Raw genomic sequence first — 20,559 nt, 5'->3', positions numbered from 1 at the left:
ATATCCGGCTGCTAAAGCTGTAAAAGCAACAAATAAATTCCATAAGCTATTGCAGTCCTAAATCAGTCGTGAACAATTAAGATCCCCGACTTCTCAAAGAAGTCGGGGATCTGAGTCTCTCGATTTTCACAACTCATTTAGGATTGTTATAGTTGATCTAAAAATTACTCCGTCACCCAAGAAAACTAGTACTATGCCAATTGAACCCGATTGATCACGGAGTCTTAAAAGCCCACTAAATTTTTTACCATCACTTAAGTAAATATACAGAATATCAGTTCAACATATCTGAACATATCAGTACAAGTAATGTTGATTACATGAAGTAGTCCTTGCCAGGGTGCGATCGAGGTGCTTTAATAGCGATCGCATTCTGCAAAATAGTTTTACTTACAAAATTATGTACAAGACGCGCAGCGACTCGACATCGCTGCTGGTGTTCATAAAATTACAGACTAAAAACATTAAACTCAAAGATATGACAAGCTAGTAGCATATCTTTGACACTAAATTCTCCCGAAAGCTGAATAGGAGCATACATGGAGCCAATTATTGCTATAGTTTTAGCCCTTATAGGTTATGCATTAGGTTCTGCAAAACTGATTAATCAGGGAAATGAAGCCCTCGTGGAACGGTTGGGGCGGTATCATCGGAAACTTAAACCGGGGTTGAACTTTATTGTTCCCTTGGTAGATCAGATTGTGATGGAAGATACTACACGAGAGCAATTTTTAGACATCAAACCTCAGAATGTGATCACCCAAGATAATATTTACGTAGAAGTAGATGCTATTGTCTACTGGCGGATTCGAGATATTGAGAAAAGCTTTTACGCTATTGAGGATCTCCAAGGAGCATTAACACAGATAACCACAACTACACTCCGAGAAATCATTGCTCAAAACACCCTAGAGCAGACTAACGTCTCTAGAGCCGAAATGGACTCAGCTATTTTAGACCAGTTGAATAACATAACAGCAGATTGGGGAGTTGATATACTCCGGTTAGATATTCAGAGAATTACCTTACCTGAGAGTGTACGAAGGTCTAGGGAAGAGGAGCAAGCCGCCGTAATCAAAAAACGGGCGCTGATTACTGAAGCCGAAGGGGAAAAAGAAGCTGCGATAAAAAAAGCAGAAGGAACTATGGCTTCAGTGCAAATCATTTCTCAAGCTCTCCGCGCCAATCCAGATAGTAGGGACATTCTGCGGTATCTTGTAGCTCAAGATTATGTAGATGCTAGCCAAAAACTTGGTGAGAGCAGTAATGCCAAAATTGTCTTTGTAGACCCAGCTAACTCAAGTGAAATGTTTCAGGAGTTGATAGCCGAGTCAGTAACTCAAGAAGGTAACGGCAAAAAAAACGAAGAACGGTAATACCTAACAATCATGCTGTATAGGTTGTCTCAATAGGGCATCAGCTACTAGTGAAACATCGTGCATTTCTTGAACATCGTGAACTCGGAGGATATCAGCGCCATTAAAAATAGCAGCACAACAAGCTGCTGCCGTTCCCCAAACTCGTGCTTTGGGATCTGGTTGATTTAAAATGCGACCAATGAAACTTTTACGAGATGCTCCTATTAAGATAGGACAGTTGAGTGGTGAGAGCGATCGCAAACCGCGAAAAATTTCTAAATTTTGCTCATAGTTCTTAGCAAAACCAATACCAGGATCAATAATAATTTTTTCCATATCAATACCCGCAGTAGTGGCTGCCTCAATTTGCCGAGCCAAAAAACTATAAATCTCACCGAGCAAATCTTGATAATCAGTTTGTTGTTGCATCGTCTGTGGTGTCCCCCGGATGTGCATTAGAATAATCGGCACACTTAACTCTGCAACTGTCGGCAACATTTCTAAGTCAAAAGTGCCGCCAGAAATATCATTAATAATATCCGCTCCAGCTTCTACAGATGCCTTGGCTACAACCGCACGGGTTGTATCTACAGAAATCGGGATTGAAATCTCTGGTCTTAGCACTTGTAACACCGATAACACCCGGTCAAGTTCCTCCGCCAGAGTGATTTGCTTTGCCCCTGGCCGAGTTGATTGACCGCCCACATCGATTATGTCAGCACCAGCCGCTACCAGTGCTTGCGCCTGCACTAAAGCCGCAGAGGTAGTGTTAAACTCACCCCCATCACTAAAGCTATCAGGCGTTACATTCAAAATCCCCATCAAATAAGTTCGCTGTCCCCAATCGAAACAGCGTTCTCGAATTATTAAGTTGCTTGGCATAAAACAGGAGTCAGAATTCAGGAGTCAGAATTCAGAATACTCCACCCGTGAAGGGATGGAGATCAACTCTTGAAAAATATTTCAATTTTCTTTCGCCCACAAAGAGCAATGTTTTCAAGCAATATTCATTACCCAGTCGTACAAAATTCAATTCTGTTAGCGATAGCGGGGCGTTTAGCCCATTCTGATTCCTGAGTTCTGAATTCTTCATATCTACATTAGGCATTCCCATGCAGAGCATGGGAACGAAGAGAAGGCACATTACACTAAGTGAAAATTCACAATCCGAGCGAAACTTTCAGGTTCTAAACTTGCTCCTCCGACTAAAACGCCATCGATTTCTGGTTGAGCCATGATTTCATCAATATTATTTGGCTTTACTGAGCCACCATATTGAATTGATACATTTGGATTACTCAACTGGCTCCGAATTAAGCCAATGATTCGATTAGCTTCCACTGCTTCACAAGTTTCACCAGTGCCAATTGCCCAAATTGGCTCGTAGGCAATCACCAAATTATTCTGATCTATATCTACCAAACCTTTGTCGAGTTGGAGAGAAATCAGTGATTCAGTTTCTCCTGCATCTCGTTGTTGTTTAGTTTCACCAACACAGAGAATAGGAGTCAAGCCAAACCTTTGAGCAGTTCGGAGGCGCAGATTAACAGTTGCGTCAGTTTCACCAAAGTATTGTCGTCGTTCGCTATGACCGACAATTACAAAGCGCACACCACTTTCTGTCAGCATTGGGCCAGAAATCTCACCCGTATAGGCTCCATATTCTTCCCAATGGATATTTTGTGCCCCTAGTTGGATGAGGCTACCGTGCAAGGTCTTGGACAAAACACTTAAATCAGTGAAAGGAGGACACAATATCACTTCTCGCCCCTGGGGGGTTTCCTCTAAGTGGGGCAGAAATCCTTGTAAAAACTCCTGGGTCTCTGCCTGGGTTTTGAACATTTTCCAGTTGCCGGCAATAACGATTTTCCGCACAGGTAATTTAGTCAAGATTCTAACGTGCTATTTAGATGCATTTTTCAGTTTATGACGTTTTGTTAGTCATTAGTCATTAGTCATTGGTCATTGGTCATTAAGTCAAGAGTTAGGAATTCTTCTTCTGCTCCTCTGCTCCCTCATCTCCACAAACCCCTGTTAAAAATAATTAGGATAAGAGACGGGGCTAATCAAATAAATCCCAAATCTCAAATTGATATGACTTCGATATTACCTGTGCCTGAACCCGAACAAAGCGATTCTGCTAACACTGACGCAAATTCTCTCAGTTGGGAGGAAGAACTGGATAGTGCTATTTTCAGTTTTGAAGACATTCAGACCGAACTGAACTATAAACAAGCACAAACCGCGCTGCGAAACTTAGTAGCCAATCTCGACCTCACCCCCCAAGAAAAAACCGGATTGGAAACGGAAATTGCTGATTTGGAAACCATGTTGGGGAAGCTAGACCGCATGGTGGTGCAGATTGCAGCTTTTGGTATGGTAGGGCGTGGTAAGTCTTCGCTACTCAATTCTTTAGTGGGACAAACAGTATTTGAAACAGGGCCGCTGCACGGTGTCACCCGGACTGCACAAACAGTTAATTGGAGTATTAGTGAGGAAGCGATTGGAGAAACTGAACGGGCTTTGCGGGTTACTCTCCCTGGCGTAGGTCAATCACAGGTGGAATTGATTGATACTCCTGGGTTAGATGAAGTAGATGGTGCGACTCGTGCAGCATTAGCTGAACAGATTGCCAAACAAGCAGATTTGATTCTGTTTGTAATCTCTGGCGATATGACGAAGCTAGAATATGCCGCCCTTTCTCAGTTGCGGGAAGCAGGTAAACCGATCATTCTGGTGTTTAACAAAGTAGACCAGTATCCAGAAGCAGACCGGATGGCCATTTATCACAAAATCCGGGATGAAAGGGTGCGGGAATTACTCACGCCTTTAGAGATTGTTATGGCTGCGGCATCGCCATTGGTGAAGACGGCGATTCGTCGCCCTGATGGGACTAGGGGCATACAGTTGCGTACAGGAAATGCCCAAGTTGATGAACTGAAGCTGAAAATCTTGGAGATTTTGCACCGTGAGGGTAAAGCCTTGGTTGCTCTTAATACCATGCTTTATGCAGACGTTGTAAATGAGCAGTTAATCGAGCGAAAACTGATGATTCGGGAGCAAAATGCTAACCAGTTGATTTGGAAGGCTGTGATGACTAAAGCATTAGCGATCGCACTTAATCCCGTAACTGTGGTAGATATTCTCAGTAGTGTGGTCATTGATATTGCTCTAATTTTGGGTTTATCTAAGCTCTATGGCTTCTCTATGACCGAAGCCGGAGCCGTACAACTGCTACAAAAAATCGCCCTGAGTATGGGCGGAATTGGTGCTAGTGAATTGTTAGCAAACTTGGGTTTGAGTGGATTGAAAACTTTACTTGGTATCTCTGCAACAGCTACCGCAGGTGTTGCTCTTGGCCCTTATATATCCGTGGCAATCACGCAAGGGGGAGTAGCCGGTGTTTCTTCTTACGGGATTGGGCAAGTTACCAAAGTTTATTTAGCCAATGGCGCGACTTGGGGGCCTGATGGGCCGAAAGCAGTAATTAATCGCATTTTGACAAACCTGGATGAGACTTCAATTCTCAACCGCATTAAAGATGAATTACTCTACAAAGTAAAACTCAGAAAGTAATGCATAGATGTGGCGCTTTTTTAAGTTGAGATATCTCTTACGTCAATAAGACATTTTTGCCGATCTGTATAGTGCGGCAAATGCTGCGATCGCTGACAGTCGAGGGATTGCCACAATTAGAAATGATGACATCCTGACATCCATTTTATCACCAATTAAAGTTAGGGATATAAGCGAATGTTGATTCATTCATTTATTATATAATTCTTGGTAAATAAGGCTACAGTTTAACCCTTTATAGCTAATAAATATTTTAGTCAATCCAGATTTTTTTAAAGCAATAAAAATCCTGAGAAAACATGGTTAAAAAAAGGTAAAGCGACCTATTTAAGCTTTTATGCAAGATAATTTATTTGTACAAGACCTAAGTACTAATCTAAGTGTCAAATCTGAACTTTTCTGGTAATAACACTGAAACTAATATTGTATTTTTAACATAAATTCAGTACTGGTTCTGATCGTAGTAAAACAAGGTAAAAGTCAATTTTGAATAGCTACTGTATTTACGTCATGTTGTACTAAGCTTTTTTCTTTTACCTAAACAAAGATAGGTTCTGATTACCGATTAAATTTAGGTGCGGAAATGGATGTTTAAGCATTCGTTTTCTGTTTAATGCTGCGTTCATAAATTCATGATTTTAGAGTCAAGAGTTGCGAGTTGCCAAGTTTTATTGAACAACAATAAGCATGATGTCAACTGCTAGAAAAAAACTTCTCAAACCCAAACTAATTTTGCTAAGGAATTGCAAATGACAAACTTTGTAGTCACTAATGTAGATGACAGTGGTGATGGCTCATTGAGACAAGCCATTCTCGATGCCAATAGCAATGAAGGAGCTGATACAATCTCCTTTGAGGCTGAAAGTGGAGTTTTCGCTGATACAACCCCTGATACCATTACCCTCACTTCTGGGGAATTGTTTGTTACTGATGAAGTCATTGTTCAAGGAACTGGATCTGATAAACTTACCATCAGTGGTGAAAATGTTTTCCGTGTATTTTATACTGTTGCACCCCTGACAATAGACGGGTTGACTATAGCCAATGGAAATGCCACTTATAATAACAATGACCAGTATCTCGGTGGTGGCGGCATCTTAAGCGACGCCAGCTTACTTACTGTTAGCAATAGCACCATTTCCGGCAACTCGGCTGTATTGGGCGGCGGCATCTTAAGCTACGGCGGTGTCAACATTAGCAACAGCACCATTTCCGGTAACACGGCTCAGCATGGCGGTGGCATTTATTATAATGACGGCGGTGTCAACATCAGCAACAGCACCATTTCCGGTAACACGGCTCAGTATGGCGGTGGCGGCATTAATAGTGATGGTGATGGCACAGTCAGCAATAGCACCATTTCCGGTAACACGGCTCAGTATGGTGGCGGCATTTATAATTATGGTGTTGCCACAGTCAGCAATAGCACCATTTCCGGTAACACGGGGCAGTATGGCGGCGGCGGCATTTATAATGATGGTCATGCCACAGTCAGCAATAGCACCATTTCCGGTAACACGACGACGACGCAGTATTATGGCGGTGGCGGCATTTATAATTATGGTGTTGCCACAGTCAGCAATAGCACCATTTCCGGTAACACGGGGCAGTATGGCGGCGGCATTTATAATGACGGTGATGCCACAGTCAGCAATAGCATCATTGCTGGCAATCAAGCCTCTGATATCTACGGTGGCAACATCAACGGCGATGCTTACAACCTAATTGGCACAGCTAATGATATACAGTCTGGTACTCTGGGTACAGGCACAGATATTGTCAACTCCGACCCCGGACTCGAACCCCTAGCATATAACGGTGGTTCTACCCAAACTCATGCTCTCAAATCTGACAGTCTTGCCGTAAATGCTGGCGATCCAAATTACGATAATTTAACCACAGACCAACGCGGCACGGATTTTAACCGAATTCAAGGCAGTTTAACCACAGACCAACGCGGCACAGGTTTTAACCGGATTCAAGGCAGTAGACTTGACATTGGGGCATTTGAATCAGGCTTTCGAACCCAACCAGATCCGATTCAATACGCAATTTCCAGTGATGTTTCAAGTTTGGATGAAGGTAATAGCGGCAGTCAACCTGTTACCTTTACCGTCACCCGCAGTGGCGGTATTGACGTAGCGAGTACAGTCGATTATGCCTTGAGCGGTACAGCAAGTTTGGGCAGTGACTATAATATTCATGGACAAACTCCTTCATTATTTGGAACTTTAAACTTTGCTGCTGGGGAAGAAACAAAGACAATTAGAGTTGATGTTTTGGGTGACACAATAGTTGAAGATGACGAAGACATTACTATTACCCTGAGTAGCAGTAATCCCGTACCTGAACAGGTACTAAAAAGTTCTATACTTAATAGCAGTTCAGGTAGTGTAGCTAGTGTAAACATCATTAACGATGATAAAGATGATGTACCCACTTCTGTACCCACACTCATCAACGAAATTCTCTTTGATGTTACAAGTACAGATACTACTAAAGAATACATCGAACTGCGTGGTACTCCTGGTGCGACTCTCGCAGCTGGAACTTATTTAGTTGGCATTGAAGGCGATTCTGGCTCTCCCAACCCTGGTAATATTCAAAATATTTTTGATTTATCTGGTAAGCAGTTTGGTAGCAATGGCTTGCTAGTTCTGCTGCAAAAGGGCAGTACTTATGTAGCTAACCCTGGCGCAAATGTCCTAACTAACGCTGGAACTGGAGCCGGATGGGGGAATGGAACTTCAAGTTCAATCGGTCACACTGGTTCAACTACTGATATAGAAAGTGGTTCTGTTAGCTTCTTGTTGATTGAAAGTGCCACTGCACCCACCTTAAGCAATGATATTGACTCAGATAATGATGGTATTGCTGATGGTGTGTACTCAGATTGGAATGTGCTGGATTCAGTTTCCGTTTTAGATGGCGGAAAAACAGACAGTGCATACAGTTCGATTGTATTTAAAAGAGGTTCCACTGGCGGTTCAGTTCCAGCTAATGCCACAGTTGTTAACACCTCATTTGTCGCTGGATATGTAGGGCGTTCAGGTGATACTACAGGTTCAACAGCGTCGGATTGGGTAGCGAGTTCAATCACTGGAACCGCACCGAATTTTAGATTAGGTATTGCTACTAAAACATCACCTGGAAACTTTGCCGAACAACCATTGAATCACATTGGCAGTAGTAACTTTGCTCCTCCATCTGATGTCGATTATGCCATTTCAACTTCTACCCCAACTGTGACTGAAGGTAATAGTGGTAGGCAAGCTGTCAGTTTCACCGTGACTCGCAGTGGTAATACTGCCGTTGCCACTACTGTAAATTATGTCTTAGATGGCACAACAACTTTTGCCAAAGACTACAATACCGTTAAAGTTGCAGGTGTCGCAGGTAAATCATCTGGGACTATAAAATTCGCTGCTGATGAAACAACAAAAACCATTTCACTTAATGTTGCAAGTGATAAGCTCCCTGAAGTTGATGAAACCATTAATCTCACCTTGAGTTCCGTCAACAAAACAGATCCTCTGGCTTCAGGTACAATCACCATAGTTGATGATGACGTACCGACTATTTCCATCGCTGATAAAACCGGTAAGGAAGACGGCGGCAATTTTGTTTTTACCGTCAAACTCTCCACTGCCAGCGCCAAAACAATCACAGTCGATTACAGCACTAGTAATGATACTGCTCAAGCTGACGCAGATTACACCGCAGTCAAAGGCAGCCTGACTTTTGACCCTGGAGTTACTACTCAAACAATCACCGTACCAATCCTCAACGATTTCGTCATCGAATCCAGTGAGCGCTTTTTTGTCGATCTCGCCAATCCCACCAATGCCACCATTGCTGATAACAAAGCTATTGGTACGATTACTGACGATGATAAAGCAGGTTTCACGATCTCTCCTGCTAACGGACTCATTACTAATGAAGCTGGTGGCACGGCTGATTTCAACATCCAACTCACTACCCAACCGACTGCTGATGTTACCTTAACTTTGAGTAGTTCCAAGATGAGTGAAGGTACTGTCTCTGTTCCTACTGTTACATTTACGGCAGCTAACTGGAATACACCCCAAACAATCACAGTTACAGGTGTTGATGATGGGATTGGAGATGACAACATTGCTTACCAAATCGTCACTAGCAAAGCAGTTAGTACTGATATCAAATACAACAATCTCAACCCTGCCGATATTGATGTTATCAACATTAAAAGCGGCAACGAAGTCAGTAGTATTATCACAGGTACAGCCTTGGCTAATACTTTACTTTTACAGGGAACTAGCTTAGACCATCTGATTTTTGGCTTTGCTGGTAATGATGTAATTGTTGGCGGCGAAGGAAACGATCGGATTTACGGTGGTTTAGGTGCTGATAATCTCACAGGTGGTGCAGGTAATGATATCTTTGTACTTGCCAAAGGTGAAGGCAGAGATATCATCAAAGATTTCAAGACTGGTGAAGATTTGATTGCCTTATCAGGTGGTTTGATTTACTCCGGTTTGTCTTTTACTCAGATCGGCAACGATACCTTAATTAAGTCTAGTACCGAAAGTCTTGCTCTGTTAACTGGAATTATGGCATCAACTTTGAGTGCTAACGACTTCACGACTGTTGGTATGGTAGTCTTTTAAGCTTAGGCTAAAATTCCTAAAAGCCGGAGCCTGGAAATCTATCTCATTGGGCTACTGAGATTGATAGGGCTTCCAAAAGACAGGAGGGGGAAAGCCTCGCCACTGGCAGATGGGGCTTGAACCTGTTACTTAAAGCGCAATACGCTTGGGTTAAGAAGAATCGTAGAATCGTAGGTTAGTTTGAACTTTAGTGTTACCCAACAAAGCCTTGATGATGTTGGGTTTCGTTCCTCAACCCAACCTACACCAGTTTTATTTTTTAGCCTTAACCCAAGTGTATTGACTTAAAGCGATCGCTGATAATTATCATTGAGCTTCAGAACTCGGAACTTGAGCTTTAGAACTCGAAACGTCAAATTCTACACCCAAACTCCGAGTTTCTGAGCTTCTAATTTTCAACCTTGTAAGTAAACTTGCTGATAGGTTCTCTGCACTATTGATACTTAAGGCTACACTTTCCGAGATTTACAAACGAAATTGCGCCTTCATCAACTTTTAGTTTCTACCTTTGAAAGAGTTTAGCCATTCTTGAACTTGCTCGCGGGCAATATCGCGCCCTCCCAGACCAAAAGCTAGGGCAATAGCTACTGCGATCGCACCGAGTAAAAGTCCAAAGGCTAAATTCACAATATCACTGGCAACTCCAATCTGTTGCAGTGCCATTGCAGAGACTAAAGCAATAATGGCAATCCGCGCTACTTGTCCCAAAATTTCTGCCTGACGTTCGCCGGAACTGGTAATGATATTAAAAGCTAGATTTGCCAGGAATAAGCCAATGGCAAATATCACCAATCCCGCCAAAATCCGCCCGAATACAATCACAATCCCAGACACTAATGCTGTCAGGGCTGGAATATTCAAGATATTCACCGCCGCCACCGTTGCAAACAGCATGATACCCACTAAGGCAACAATACCTACAATTTCCGATGGAGTCCGGCTTGGAGTATAGGCAGTTGTTGGTTCAGTTGAAATTTCGATGCGTCTGCTGGGTGTTGTCAGACCCAAAATAGTGAAAATGTTGTTAAAGCCTAAATTGGTGAGGATACTTGTAACTAAATCCGCGATAAATCGCCCAATGAAATAGGCAACAATCAAAATTGCTACGGCTGTAAAGATGGCAGGGAGGGCGTTAAGAACCTGTTGCAGCATTGCGATCGCCGGGATAGATATCGCATCAATTCGCAAGGCATTAAGCGCTGCGATCGCCACAGGAATCAAAATCAAAACATAGACAATTGTGCCGATAATACTCGATAAAGGTTGCACTCCCGCAGCCGCAGATAATCCTAAGCGACTACCTAAATGGTCAATCCCAGTTGTCGCCAATAAGTTCGTTACAATCCGTCGCACCACATTAGCTATAAACCAACCAACTACAGCAATTAGCGCCGCCGCTAAAATGTTTGGCAGAACTAGCAGAACTTGGGTAATGAGAGCTTGTACTGGTTGTAGGGCCTGTCTTAGTCCGAGAGTATCTAAAACTGGAGCAAGAAACAGTAAAAATATAAACCAATACAGAGCATTGCCAATCGTCTCACTTAGAGACAACTGATTTAGGCTGGGTGCGGTGTCTTCTGGTTCTGGATTCAAACGCTCATCCAGATTAAATGCCTGTAACGATCGCACAGTGATAATCTTGACAATGGTCGCCAAAAACCAGGCGGTTGCCAAAAGAATTCCCGCACCAACCAATTTTGGCAAAAAGCCAATAAGTTGATCGAGAAAATTATTCAGGGGTCGGGAGGCTACTTCCAGATCCAATGTCTGTAAAACAGCTACCGCCGTCAATAGGATAATGCTCCAAAAAACTAAGCTGGAGATTAGTTTCTCCACTTGAGGAACATCTTGACGACCCGTTATCCCTGCGGCAATGCGGTTATCTATATTTGTGCGCTTGAGGATTCCTTGCGTCACTGCTGCTGCGATCGCCGCAATTAGCCAACCTATTAACAAAATTGCTACTGCCCCCAAGAGACGGGGCGTAAACAGAATTATCTGTTGAACAATACCTTGCACATCAGCAATTCCTTGATTCACTGCTGGTTGTATCGGTTGCAGGCTGGGCGATTGTGCCAAAAATTGCTGCACCCTTATGGGTAAACCAACTTCTATCACCTGGGTTATTCCTTGCCAAGTTGTGTTCATGGTTTTCGGGAATTAAGCTTAAGTATTCGCCGCAAACACTGAGTAAGTGTTTTGCCTATCAATTTACCATAGGACTTACGCAAACAATAGCCGAAACCCTTATTTTTACGTAGGGGGAATTCACGAGTTGCCTCTACGTATAACTTTTATACCAGTAACAACTTACATTTATGGCATTAATATTAAAAGTCATTTTTGACTTTGTTACTAAATATTTGATTTAATGACAATGACGAATTTTGCGTTACTCTAATTGCAGCAACAGCATCAAAGATGTGGAATGTCCCAAGTTTTGGAGCAATCGATTCAAATTAATGCGACAGCTACGGTGGTAGAGCGCTGTATTAGTGATTTAGCTCTCATGCACCGTTGGCTCAACCCCGCCCTCCGTTGCGAACCGGTGGGTGGAGCTTGGAGTACTGATTTAGGCAGTGAAAGCCGTTTTATCATTCAAATTCCTCTACTGAAACCCACTTTGAATAGCATAGTTGTGGAACGGCAACCGGGTTTGGTAGTCTGGGAATTTCAGGGATTTTTCCAAGGGCGCGATCGCTGGGAATGTCAACCCACAGAAAAGGGAACGCTTCTATTGAACCGCTTTGAGTTCGATATCCCTAACCCCTTAGTGAGTTGGGGTTTCAACACCTTCGCCGCATCTTGGACAAAAGAAGATATGCAAGCCCAACTCCGCCGCCTCAAACGAGTCGCAGAAAATTCGTAACTGGGAATTACGCCTAATGTAAATTAGAAAAAAAGGCGGGAGAAGTAAGAAGATAAAAGTTACCAGCTTTTCAACTCAGACTTTCCCCATGACTAGCATAGACTTTGGAACACTATTAACGACAATCTTTGTAGTGGTAGATGATTGGTATCAAAAGTAAGTAAAAAATACAACACTCCTAAAGCCAGGGGTAAAAGCAAGTATGAGTGATAGTGAAATATCCATCCCGTTTGTCCATAACCAAGCGAGAATGGCTTTGAGTAAACTGGGAATTAAATCTTGTAGTTCATTGTCGACAGGTGTATAGTCCGAATCGGGCAGATCCTCGGCGGAGGGTAAGCAGTGCAATGGGTTGTAATTTAACATGGTGGGTGACGCAGCTACGCCCGTCGTAGACATCGCAAACTTATAATATTGATGATATCTATCCACCTCTGACTTTTTCTTGCGATAATTCCCAAGGGGGACGCGCTCTCCATTGGTTAGTAAAAGAGGGATAGATGACACTCAAGCGATTAGTTTTAATTTTTATACTGACACCGATAGCAGTTCTGTTAGCAGTTTCGGCTTTATTCAGTAGTTGGCAAGAACCTCAGTTTCAAAGTCGCCTAGAACTATACCAAACTAATATTGCTCTCCAAGCCCAGGCTTGGCAATCAGAAGATAGTAGCGATCGCAATCTCAAAGCGGTTCAGGAAGCAATACTTGGTGAGCAACCTTTGGAAAGCTCCACAAAGCAGTATCAAGAGGCGCGTCAATCAGTTGCAGCTAATTTAGACAAAGTTAATAACAAACTTGCACAATTACGCTCTCAACCTGAAATAACTCCCATACCTCCGAAACCTCTACCGGATGTTCCTCCCACTACTAAAACTTCTAAACAGGGACAGCAACAATTACAGCAATCCCTCAAACAATTACAAAAATTACAGGCTGAATTAGACTTGCGTCTGGGAATTTTACAAGCACAGCAAGGACAGACGGATACAGCTCTCAAAACTTGGAGCGAATTACAACAACGCTCAGATATCAATCCAGAATTTGGAGAAACCGCAGCTGTATTAAGTGGACTATGGAGCAATCCTCCTCGTCTGCTCCAAAATTCTCAAGAACGGATTCAAAAGAATTTAGAAGGTTGGTTTCGCTCTACTGCTTTGGTTCAGCTATACCAACTCCAGCAACGACAAGATGCTTTATCAGCAGTTAAAGCCGCACAACAAGAATCTGCTGCTCAAGCAGTGGTGAAATTAGCAGTTATTGGCACTATTCCCACCTTAGCAGCTTTAATTGGTCTAATACTGCTGATTTTATTATTTGCTCAACGCTTGTTGAAAGGAAAAACCTCGTTACTCGCTCAAAATGCTGATGTCCCTTGGTCAACACCTTGGGATGGTGAAACGATTTTGCAAGTTTTTATCGTCGGCTTTTTCTTCATGGGGCAAATTTTTGTCCCTTTATTGCTATCGCTGCTCCCGATCCCTCGTCCTGTGGGTGATGTGCGACTTCAGGCTTTTTATGTTTTAGTTAGTTACTTTCTAGTAGCATCGGGTGCGCTGTTAGTGCTGTATTTTTCTCTCAAGCGCTTTTTTCCATTACCAGAATTTTGGTTTCGCTTCCGTTTTCAAGATAAATGGTTTTTGTGGGGACTGGGAGGCTATTGCGCGGCTTTACCTATAGTTGTGGTGGTATCTCTGATTAATCAACAGCTATGGCAAGGACAGGGTGGTAGTAACCCCCTGTTGCAACTAGCGCTGGAAAGCCAAGATGGTGTAGCACTTGGCATATTTTTCTCCACAGCAGCGATCGCAGCTCCATTTTTTGAAGAAATTCTATTTCGCGGCTTTTTGTTACCTTCTCTAACTCGCTACTTACCCGTGTGGGGATCGATTCTGATCAGTAGCTTGTTGTTTGCGATCGCTCACCTCAGCTTGTCGGAAATCCTACCACTGACCGCATTGGGGATCGTTTTAGGAGTAGTTTACACGCGATCGCGCAACCTCCTTGCTCCGATGCTCCTCCACAGCCTTTGGAATAGCGGTACATTATTAAGCCTATTTATTTTAGGTAGCAATTAGCACTAAAATCATACTGTTGCTGAAAAAAGAAATATCTGCTTTCATCTGCATAAGTAGAGACAATTTACTAATTATAATTTGGTTGTTAAGCATAAATACTAGCTGAAAACCTAATTAAGATAATTGCAGAAGCAAATCAAAGAATGCTGTTAACATAGACAACAAACTATCTAGTTAAGCATTTATTATGAATCTGGGTGATTTTAGCCAAGAACTGATCATGTCATTGGTGCGATCGTAAAAAAACCCGGAAATAATACTGATGGACTTGTAAAAAGTAATGTAGCAGTTTTTGCTGATTATTGAGGTTAATGATTCTCAAGATCAATGTCTTACCTAAAAATCTGCAAAACTGCCGCACCAAGGTTTGCAACCATCCAATCCACCAAAATTTATTCAGTAAGGAGTGCCAGATTTTCAAGCTATGCCGCCAGATATTTTAGTGTCTCCTCTGAAAAGAAGAACGCTGATTTTAGTCATTCGTCTTAGTCTTACTTGTACTGAAAAAATTAAAAATCTATTTATTAAGCAAGTAAAGGTATTTTGTTTGATTACAATAAATACTTTATTTTTATACCTCACTTATCAAGGAGCAGCACTTAATATGTCAAATTTCAACCCCAGTCACCCTACCAAACAACTTCTAGCTGGTTACTGTGGCATTATCCTTGGAGGATTTGGGGTTCATAAATTTATTCTAGGATACGCTCCAGAAGGCTTTATCATGTTGGTGATTTCTGTAGTCGGAGGTTCTTTCACCTACGGCATTGCCTTGTTAATTATGCAACTTATCGGTTTAATTGAAGGCATGATCTATTTGAATAAATCCCCCGAAGAATTTGTAAATACCTACTTTGTGAATAAGCAAGGGTGGTTCTAAAAACTTAAGATTTCATACTTGAGTTACTCTGTGAAGTTATATATTTTGAATGAATCTTTGAAATAACTTAAGACTTACGCAAAATTATACGCGCTCAGGGTGACATCCTCACCGCTATGAACGGTCGAGTAATGAGTAATGAGTGGATCAGAAATGGGTATTTACTCATTACTTATTACTTATTACTCATTACTCATTACTCCAAAGCCGTCCTTCATGACGGGGCTTGAATCCCATTTTTTCGGGCAATACCTTGCGGTAACTTGTTGGAGAACTCGTAGACTAGTCGCTTTTCTACGAGACGCTCCGCGAATGTGTCTATATGTAAAAAATCAGGTTTTGGCTATTGTTAACGTAAGTGTTGTAAGTTTACCAATGCTTACATTTACAGAAACGCTTAGTGCTTATTTATTCTATAAATTAACTAAAACGGATTCTTTGTTTGCCCAATCCGACATTTGACTGGAATTCCATGTCCAACTTGTGGCATGACTCGCTCTTTTATGGCTATTGCCCAAGGCAATTTATTTCAAGCACTGGCAGAAAATTTATTCGGCCCACTCTTATTTGCTAGTTTTGTGATTGTGGCAGTTCATATTACTCTGGAACTACTCACAAAACGCCAAATTACAGCGTTTTATTGTCATCTTGTAAAACAAAGAAAATTACAGATTCTAGGGCTATTTGCGGTTTTCACTTACTATCTTCTTCGCTTGTATAATCTGTCGCAGACTGGAGAAATGTATTTTTATTTTATTAACTCTCCCTTGGGGAAACTTATTTTTTGAGTAATTATTAGTTAAAACTATTCTCTATTGTGTACAGCTAGAGATTTTTGCTAAAAAATTCTGAATCCTACTACTATGCTAACCATCAAACGTAAACAGCTAATCTGGATACTCTTCTTGTTATTGGGCTTTGGCTATTTCAGTGCCATGTCTAATTTGGAAATTCACAATTTTTGGAAAAGTTTGGTTGTCCTGATGCCAATGCAGGCTGGAGCGATCATTTATGTGACTTATTTACGCTGGAGCCGTCAGTGAACCTCAGCGAAGTACGATAAATTAATAAATTTAATAGGGTTGACATACAGTCGTAGTTCCATATTTAGCCTACGCTCAAATTAGAGGCGCTTTTAGTCAGGCGTTGAATTTCTGTAGCGAATCTAAATACTTGCCATGCAACTTGCCCCAAAAACTAAGCTAGACCTAGAACTTGAGCCAATCCTAGAGAAAATTATTCTCGATGTTGGAGGTATGAAGTGTGCTGGGTGTGTGAATGCAGTAGAACGACAGCTAACCCAACATCCAGGAGTTAAAAGTGCCTGTGTAAACCTGGCCACAGAGGTAGCAGTTGTAGAGTCAGAAACGGGTGCGGTAGATGCAGATGCACTAGCACAAAGATTAACAGCCGTTGGATTTCCAACTCGATCCCGCAAAGCTAGGGGCACATTAGTAGGTGAGATATCTACCTTACCAGACCCAGCAGAGCGACAACGCCGAGAAATGCAGTCTTCTCTAAGGCAGTTAGCGATCGCTGCAATCTTACTATTATTGTCGGGAAGTGGACATTTTGGTAATCTTGGTAGCTCAGTGCTGCCGATACTAAATAACATCTGGTTTCACTGTGGATTGGCGACAGTGGCGATATTAATTCCCGGCCGCCCGATTTTAGTAGATGGCTGGCTGGGTTGGCGGCGAAATGCACCCAACATGAATACCTTGATTGGATTGGGAACCCTGACAGCCTACATTGCTAGTTTAGTAGCATTGCTGTTTCCCCAAATGGGTTGGGAGTGCTTTTTTGACGAACCAGTAATGATGCTGGGTTTTATTCTCTTAGGAAGAACATTAGAGCAACAAGCTAGGGGTCGCGCGGCTGCCGCATTTAGAAAATTACTAGCACTCCAGCCACAGGTAGCGCGATTGATTGCCAACCCAGAAAAAGGCGGAGTGGGATCTTCTAGTGTAGAGATTCCCGCCGAACAGGTGCGGGTTGGTGAATGGTTACAAGTGCTGCCAGGTGATAAAATCCCTGTCGATGGTGAAGTGGTGCTTGGTCAAACAACGGTGGACGAATCCATGTTGACTGGGGAAGCCGTGCCAGTCATTAAGCAACCGGGAGATGCGGTGACAGGCGGGACTTTAAACCAGTCAGGAGCGATCGCTATTCAGACAACCCGGACTGGAAGTGATACAACTTTAGCTCAAATTGTCGCTCTAGTAGAAGCTGCCCAAACTCGAAAAGCCCCAGTCCAGAAATTAGCAGATACAGTAGCTGGTTACTTTACCTACGGGGTGCTGACAGCATCTTTATTAACGTTTGTCTTTTGGTACTTTTTCGGTACTCACATTTGGGCTGATATCAGCATGTCTGGTGGCATGAAAATGATGGGTCATGCTACATATCAAGCTCCCCACTCCCCCCTATTAATCAGCTTAAAACTAGCGATCGCAGTTATGGTAGTCGCCTGTCCTTGTGCTTTAGGACTCGCTACCCCAACAGCCATTCTTGTCGGGACTGCTATGGGCGCAGAACGAGGTTTATTAATCAAAGGCGGCGACGTTTTAGAAAAAGTACACCAGTTAGACACCGTAGTTTTTGATAAAACTGGCACTTTGACCACAGGTAATCCCATCGTTACAGATTGTCTGTTAATTGCGGAATCGCGGACTGGAAATTCCCAATCCCTAATTCAACTAGCAGCAGCCGTAGAAAGCGGTACTCACCACCCCCTAGCAAAAGCGATTCAGCAAGAAGCACTCAGACAAGAGTTATCTATTCCAGAAGCTGTGGACTTTCACACGGAACCAGGATTAGGAGTGTCTGCTGTGGTAGAAGGCAATGTTGTACTGTTGGGTAACTGGGACTGGTTAACTTGGCACGGCATTGCCATTAGTGAAACTGCACAACAGGTAGCGCAGGATTTAGCAACAGATGGTAAAACAGTCGTTTGCATCGCAGTTGGGGGAACTTTAGCTGGGCTAATTGCTGTTTCCGATACCCTCAGACCAGATGCCCAATCCACTGTAGATAAATTGCGTCAGATGGGCTTACGGGTAATGTTGCTCAGTGGCGATCGCCAAGAAGCAGCTAATGCCATAGCCAAACAACTAGGATTAGACAGCGCTGATGTCATAGCAGGTGTTCCCCCAGCCAAAAAAGCAGCTGCAATCCAGTCCCTCCAGTTTGAAGCGACAAGGGGACAAGGAGACAAGGGGACAAAGAAAACTCCTAACTCCTCACTCTTAACTCCTAACTCTCCACTCCCCACTCAGCACTCAGTTGTGGCAATGGTAGGAGATGGAATCAATGATGCTCCAGCTTTATCCCAAGCAGATGTAGGAATTGCTTTACACTCAGGGACAGATGTGGCGATGGAAACTGCTGAAATTGTCCTTATGCGCGATCGCTTAAACGATGTCGTCGAATCTATTCGGCTGAGTCGCGCCACCTTCAACAAAATCCGCCAAAATTTATTCTGGGCTTTTGCCTATAATACTGTTGGCATTCCTTTAGCAGCAGGCGTTTTGTTCCCTAGTCTGGGTTTTGTGCTTAACCCATCTGGTGCGGCTGCATTAATGGCTTTTAGCTCTGTTAGCGTCGTCACAAACTCAATATTATTACGGCGATTAGCTCATCACTCGTAAAATACTTTGCTGCACCTAAAACTTACTAGCACAAATCTTAGTTCTGCCCATCTTAAATTGACAATTCGTAATTCGTAATTACTAATGATGCTCTCTACGATACACTGCGCCTAGCTTACTTTGCTTTAAGTAAGCCTACGCGGACTCGCTAAATCCCCAACCATAAGGTTCGAGACTCTAAACCTTTTTTAATTACGAATTACGTTCGCGTAGCGTGCCGGAGGCTCTATTACGAATTACGAATTACGAATTATCGTTAAATTGCATCGTTATTCAGTTTTTACCGAGATCACAAAGCCTGTTGAGACACCTACAAAAGCTATCATAGCTACTGAAGTAGAAAGACCAAGTTCTACTTTTTCAAGGTATTATGCAATTTTAAACTTTATTTAGATCAGCACCACAGGCTTATGGTGCGCGAGAATGGCAAAATACGATACTAAACAAATCTTGTTAAATCATAGTTCCACCGATTTGTCAATGGCAGCAGAAACTAATGAAAACCATCTACTGATTATTGAAGACGATCAAGGTCGCAAAGAATTTTCTCTGGAGCAACCCGTCTACTCTATCGGTAGAGATCGCGAGTGTAATATCCGTTTGATGTCGCAGTTTGTCTCCCGCCGCCATGCCACATTAGTGAGATTGCCACGAGAGCATAATAGTCATAGCTACTATTACCGGATTGTAGATGGCGATGCCAAAGGTAAGGCAAGTTCCAACGGTTTGATGATTAATGGACGTAAGATACCAAACCACGATCTCAGAAATGAAGACGAAATCGTTTTTGGCCCCCAAGTTCGTGCAATTTATTACCTTTTAAAAAACACTCAGCGTTTGGGACAAACAGATTCGAGCGAGTACGACATTACACTAATAAACCCCGGAATGGCCGAGGATCTGGAGGATTGAATTCTAGATACAAATCACAGTTTGACACTCTCACGGCTTTAAGCCGTGGGATTGTCAATTCAATTACCAAAGCTATCCTGCAATACTTTCAATCAAATGCCAATGGCGGCTACTTTCAATAGCCTGCTTGATAAATTCAAACATTTGCCGGCAGTAATTATCTAGTTGAAGTGGTAGTTCTTCATTTTTAATCACAATACTCATCCGGGTTTCCGTTTCAGTAGATTTTGATTTATCAACCAGTACTTCTACTGTGATCAATTTAGGAAAAGGAACATTACCAGGAATCTGACGAGCGATGATGTAATCGCCCGTGTGGTATTGAATATCCAACTGACACTCCTGTAGAAGTTCTACAAGTAACGGCAATAGATAGTCACTAGGAACAGAAAGAATAAACGAACAGGTATAGCGAGCCATAATAGCCCCACGCCTTGCAACACTCTGTCCATCCTATAATACCGAAGCATCTAAACAGAAAGTCATTCAAATATTTGCACCTGATACAGTTGCATCTGTTTTATCCCCAAAGAAAGTATTGTCGGCTCAAAGTTCGATCAAAAACTTTACAATAAGGGTTTGGCTGAGGTAAA

General features: G+C 42.6%; 16 protein-coding genes. 10 read left to right on the top strand and 6 right to left on the bottom strand.

What is annotated here, in order from left to right:
• The first annotated feature begins 539 nt into the window (after window positions 1-539).
• On the top strand, window positions 540-1,376 hold the full coding sequence (locus VB732_RS24520) for an SPFH domain-containing protein (protein ID WP_323233496.1): 837 nt from the start codon (window positions 540-542) through the stop codon (window positions 1,374-1,376).
• Between the two features lie 3 nt (window positions 1,377-1,379).
• Here VB732_RS24520 and folP read toward each other — a convergent pair whose 3' ends face one another.
• Both folP and tpiA read right to left on the bottom strand, forming a co-directional pair.
• On the bottom strand, window positions 1,380-2,240 hold the full coding sequence (folP, locus tag VB732_RS24515; protein WP_323233495.1) for a dihydropteroate synthase: 861 nt from the start codon (window positions 2,238-2,240) through the stop codon (window positions 1,380-1,382).
• Between the two features lie 261 nt (window positions 2,241-2,501).
• Window positions 2,502-3,233: a triose-phosphate isomerase gene (gene tpiA, locus VB732_RS24510; protein ID WP_323233501.1), complete on the bottom strand. Its 732-nt coding sequence runs from the start codon at window positions 3,231-3,233 to the stop codon at window positions 2,502-2,504.
• Window positions 3,234-3,452: 219 nt separating this feature from the next.
• On the opposite strand from tpiA, the gene VB732_RS24505 reads away from it, so the two are divergent.
• Entirely contained in the window at window positions 3,453-4,934 is a 1,482-nt protein-coding gene (locus VB732_RS24505) for a GTP-binding protein (RefSeq protein WP_323233494.1), read from the top strand.
• Window positions 4,935-4,976: 42 nt separating this feature from the next.
• On the opposite strand, the gene VB732_RS24500 is transcribed toward VB732_RS24505, so the two are convergent.
• The gene (locus tag VB732_RS24500; protein ID WP_323233493.1) at window positions 4,977-5,123 is read right to left on the bottom strand and encodes a hypothetical protein; all 147 of its coding nucleotides are present in this window, start codon (window positions 5,121-5,123) and stop codon (window positions 4,977-4,979) included.
• Window positions 5,124-5,683: 560 nt separating this feature from the next.
• Between VB732_RS24500 and VB732_RS24495 the strand changes: the two genes are divergently transcribed.
• Window positions 5,684-9,580, top strand: a complete 3,897-nt coding sequence (locus VB732_RS24495; protein ID WP_323233492.1) for a beta strand repeat-containing protein — start codon at window positions 5,684-5,686, stop codon at window positions 9,578-9,580.
• A 495-nt stretch (window positions 9,581-10,075) separates the two neighbouring features.
• On the opposite strand, the gene VB732_RS24490 is transcribed toward VB732_RS24495, so the two are convergent.
• Complete coding sequence (locus tag VB732_RS24490; protein ID WP_323233491.1) at window positions 10,076-11,728, bottom strand: mechanosensitive ion channel; 1,653 nt, start codon at window positions 11,726-11,728, stop codon at window positions 10,076-10,078.
• Between the two features lie 280 nt (window positions 11,729-12,008).
• Here VB732_RS24490 and VB732_RS24485 point away from each other — a divergent pair, with 280 nt between their 5' ends.
• Window positions 12,009-12,449 (top strand): SRPBCC family protein, encoded by a 441-nt coding sequence (locus tag VB732_RS24485; protein WP_323233490.1) that lies wholly within the window; start codon window positions 12,009-12,011, stop codon window positions 12,447-12,449.
• 150 nt (window positions 12,450-12,599) lie between these two features.
• On the opposite strand, the gene VB732_RS24480 is transcribed toward VB732_RS24485, so the two are convergent.
• Window positions 12,600-12,848 carry a hypothetical protein gene (locus VB732_RS24480; protein ID WP_323233502.1) on the bottom strand — a complete coding sequence of 83 codons (249 nt, stop codon included), beginning with the start codon at window positions 12,846-12,848 and terminating at the stop codon, window positions 12,600-12,602.
• A 101-nt stretch (window positions 12,849-12,949) separates the two neighbouring features.
• On the opposite strand from VB732_RS24480, the gene VB732_RS24475 reads away from it, so the two are divergent.
• From VB732_RS24475 to VB732_RS24450, 6 genes are all read left to right on the top strand, one after another.
• Window positions 12,950-14,524 carry a type II CAAX endopeptidase family protein gene (locus VB732_RS24475; protein ID WP_323233489.1) on the top strand — a complete coding sequence of 525 codons (1,575 nt, stop codon included), beginning with the start codon at window positions 12,950-12,952 and terminating at the stop codon, window positions 14,522-14,524.
• A 604-nt stretch (window positions 14,525-15,128) separates the two neighbouring features.
• Entirely contained in the window at window positions 15,129-15,404 is a 276-nt protein-coding gene (locus tag VB732_RS24470) for a TM2 domain-containing protein (protein WP_323233500.1), read from the top strand.
• A gap of 449 nt (window positions 15,405-15,853) precedes the next feature.
• Complete coding sequence (locus VB732_RS24465) at window positions 15,854-16,192, top strand: DUF2752 domain-containing protein (RefSeq protein ID WP_323233499.1); 339 nt, start codon at window positions 15,854-15,856, stop codon at window positions 16,190-16,192.
• A 75-nt stretch (window positions 16,193-16,267) separates the two neighbouring features.
• Complete coding sequence (locus VB732_RS24460; protein ID WP_323233488.1) at window positions 16,268-16,447, top strand: hypothetical protein; 180 nt, start codon at window positions 16,268-16,270, stop codon at window positions 16,445-16,447.
• Window positions 16,448-16,582: 135 nt separating this feature from the next.
• Window positions 16,583-19,054 carry a heavy metal translocating P-type ATPase gene (locus VB732_RS24455; RefSeq protein ID WP_323233487.1) on the top strand — a complete coding sequence of 824 codons (2,472 nt, stop codon included), beginning with the start codon at window positions 16,583-16,585 and terminating at the stop codon, window positions 19,052-19,054.
• A gap of 423 nt (window positions 19,055-19,477) precedes the next feature.
• A complete protein-coding gene (locus VB732_RS24450) occupies window positions 19,478-19,966 on the top strand; it encodes an FHA domain-containing protein (protein ID WP_323233486.1) in 489 nt (162 codons plus the stop codon).
• A gap of 72 nt (window positions 19,967-20,038) precedes the next feature.
• On the opposite strand, the gene VB732_RS24445 is transcribed toward VB732_RS24450, so the two are convergent.
• On the bottom strand, window positions 20,039-20,386 hold the full coding sequence (locus tag VB732_RS24445; protein WP_323233485.1) for a hypothetical protein: 348 nt from the start codon (window positions 20,384-20,386) through the stop codon (window positions 20,039-20,041).
• Between the last annotated feature and the right edge of the window lie 173 nt (window positions 20,387-20,559).

The sequence above is a fragment of the Nostoc sp. UHCC 0252 genome, assembly GCF_034931145.1.
Taxonomy (GTDB): Bacteria; Cyanobacteriota; Cyanobacteriia; order Cyanobacteriales; family Nostocaceae; genus Nostoc.
Note: the sequence above shows the minus strand (reverse complement) of the source record. Positions and strands in the feature narration are given on the sequence as shown.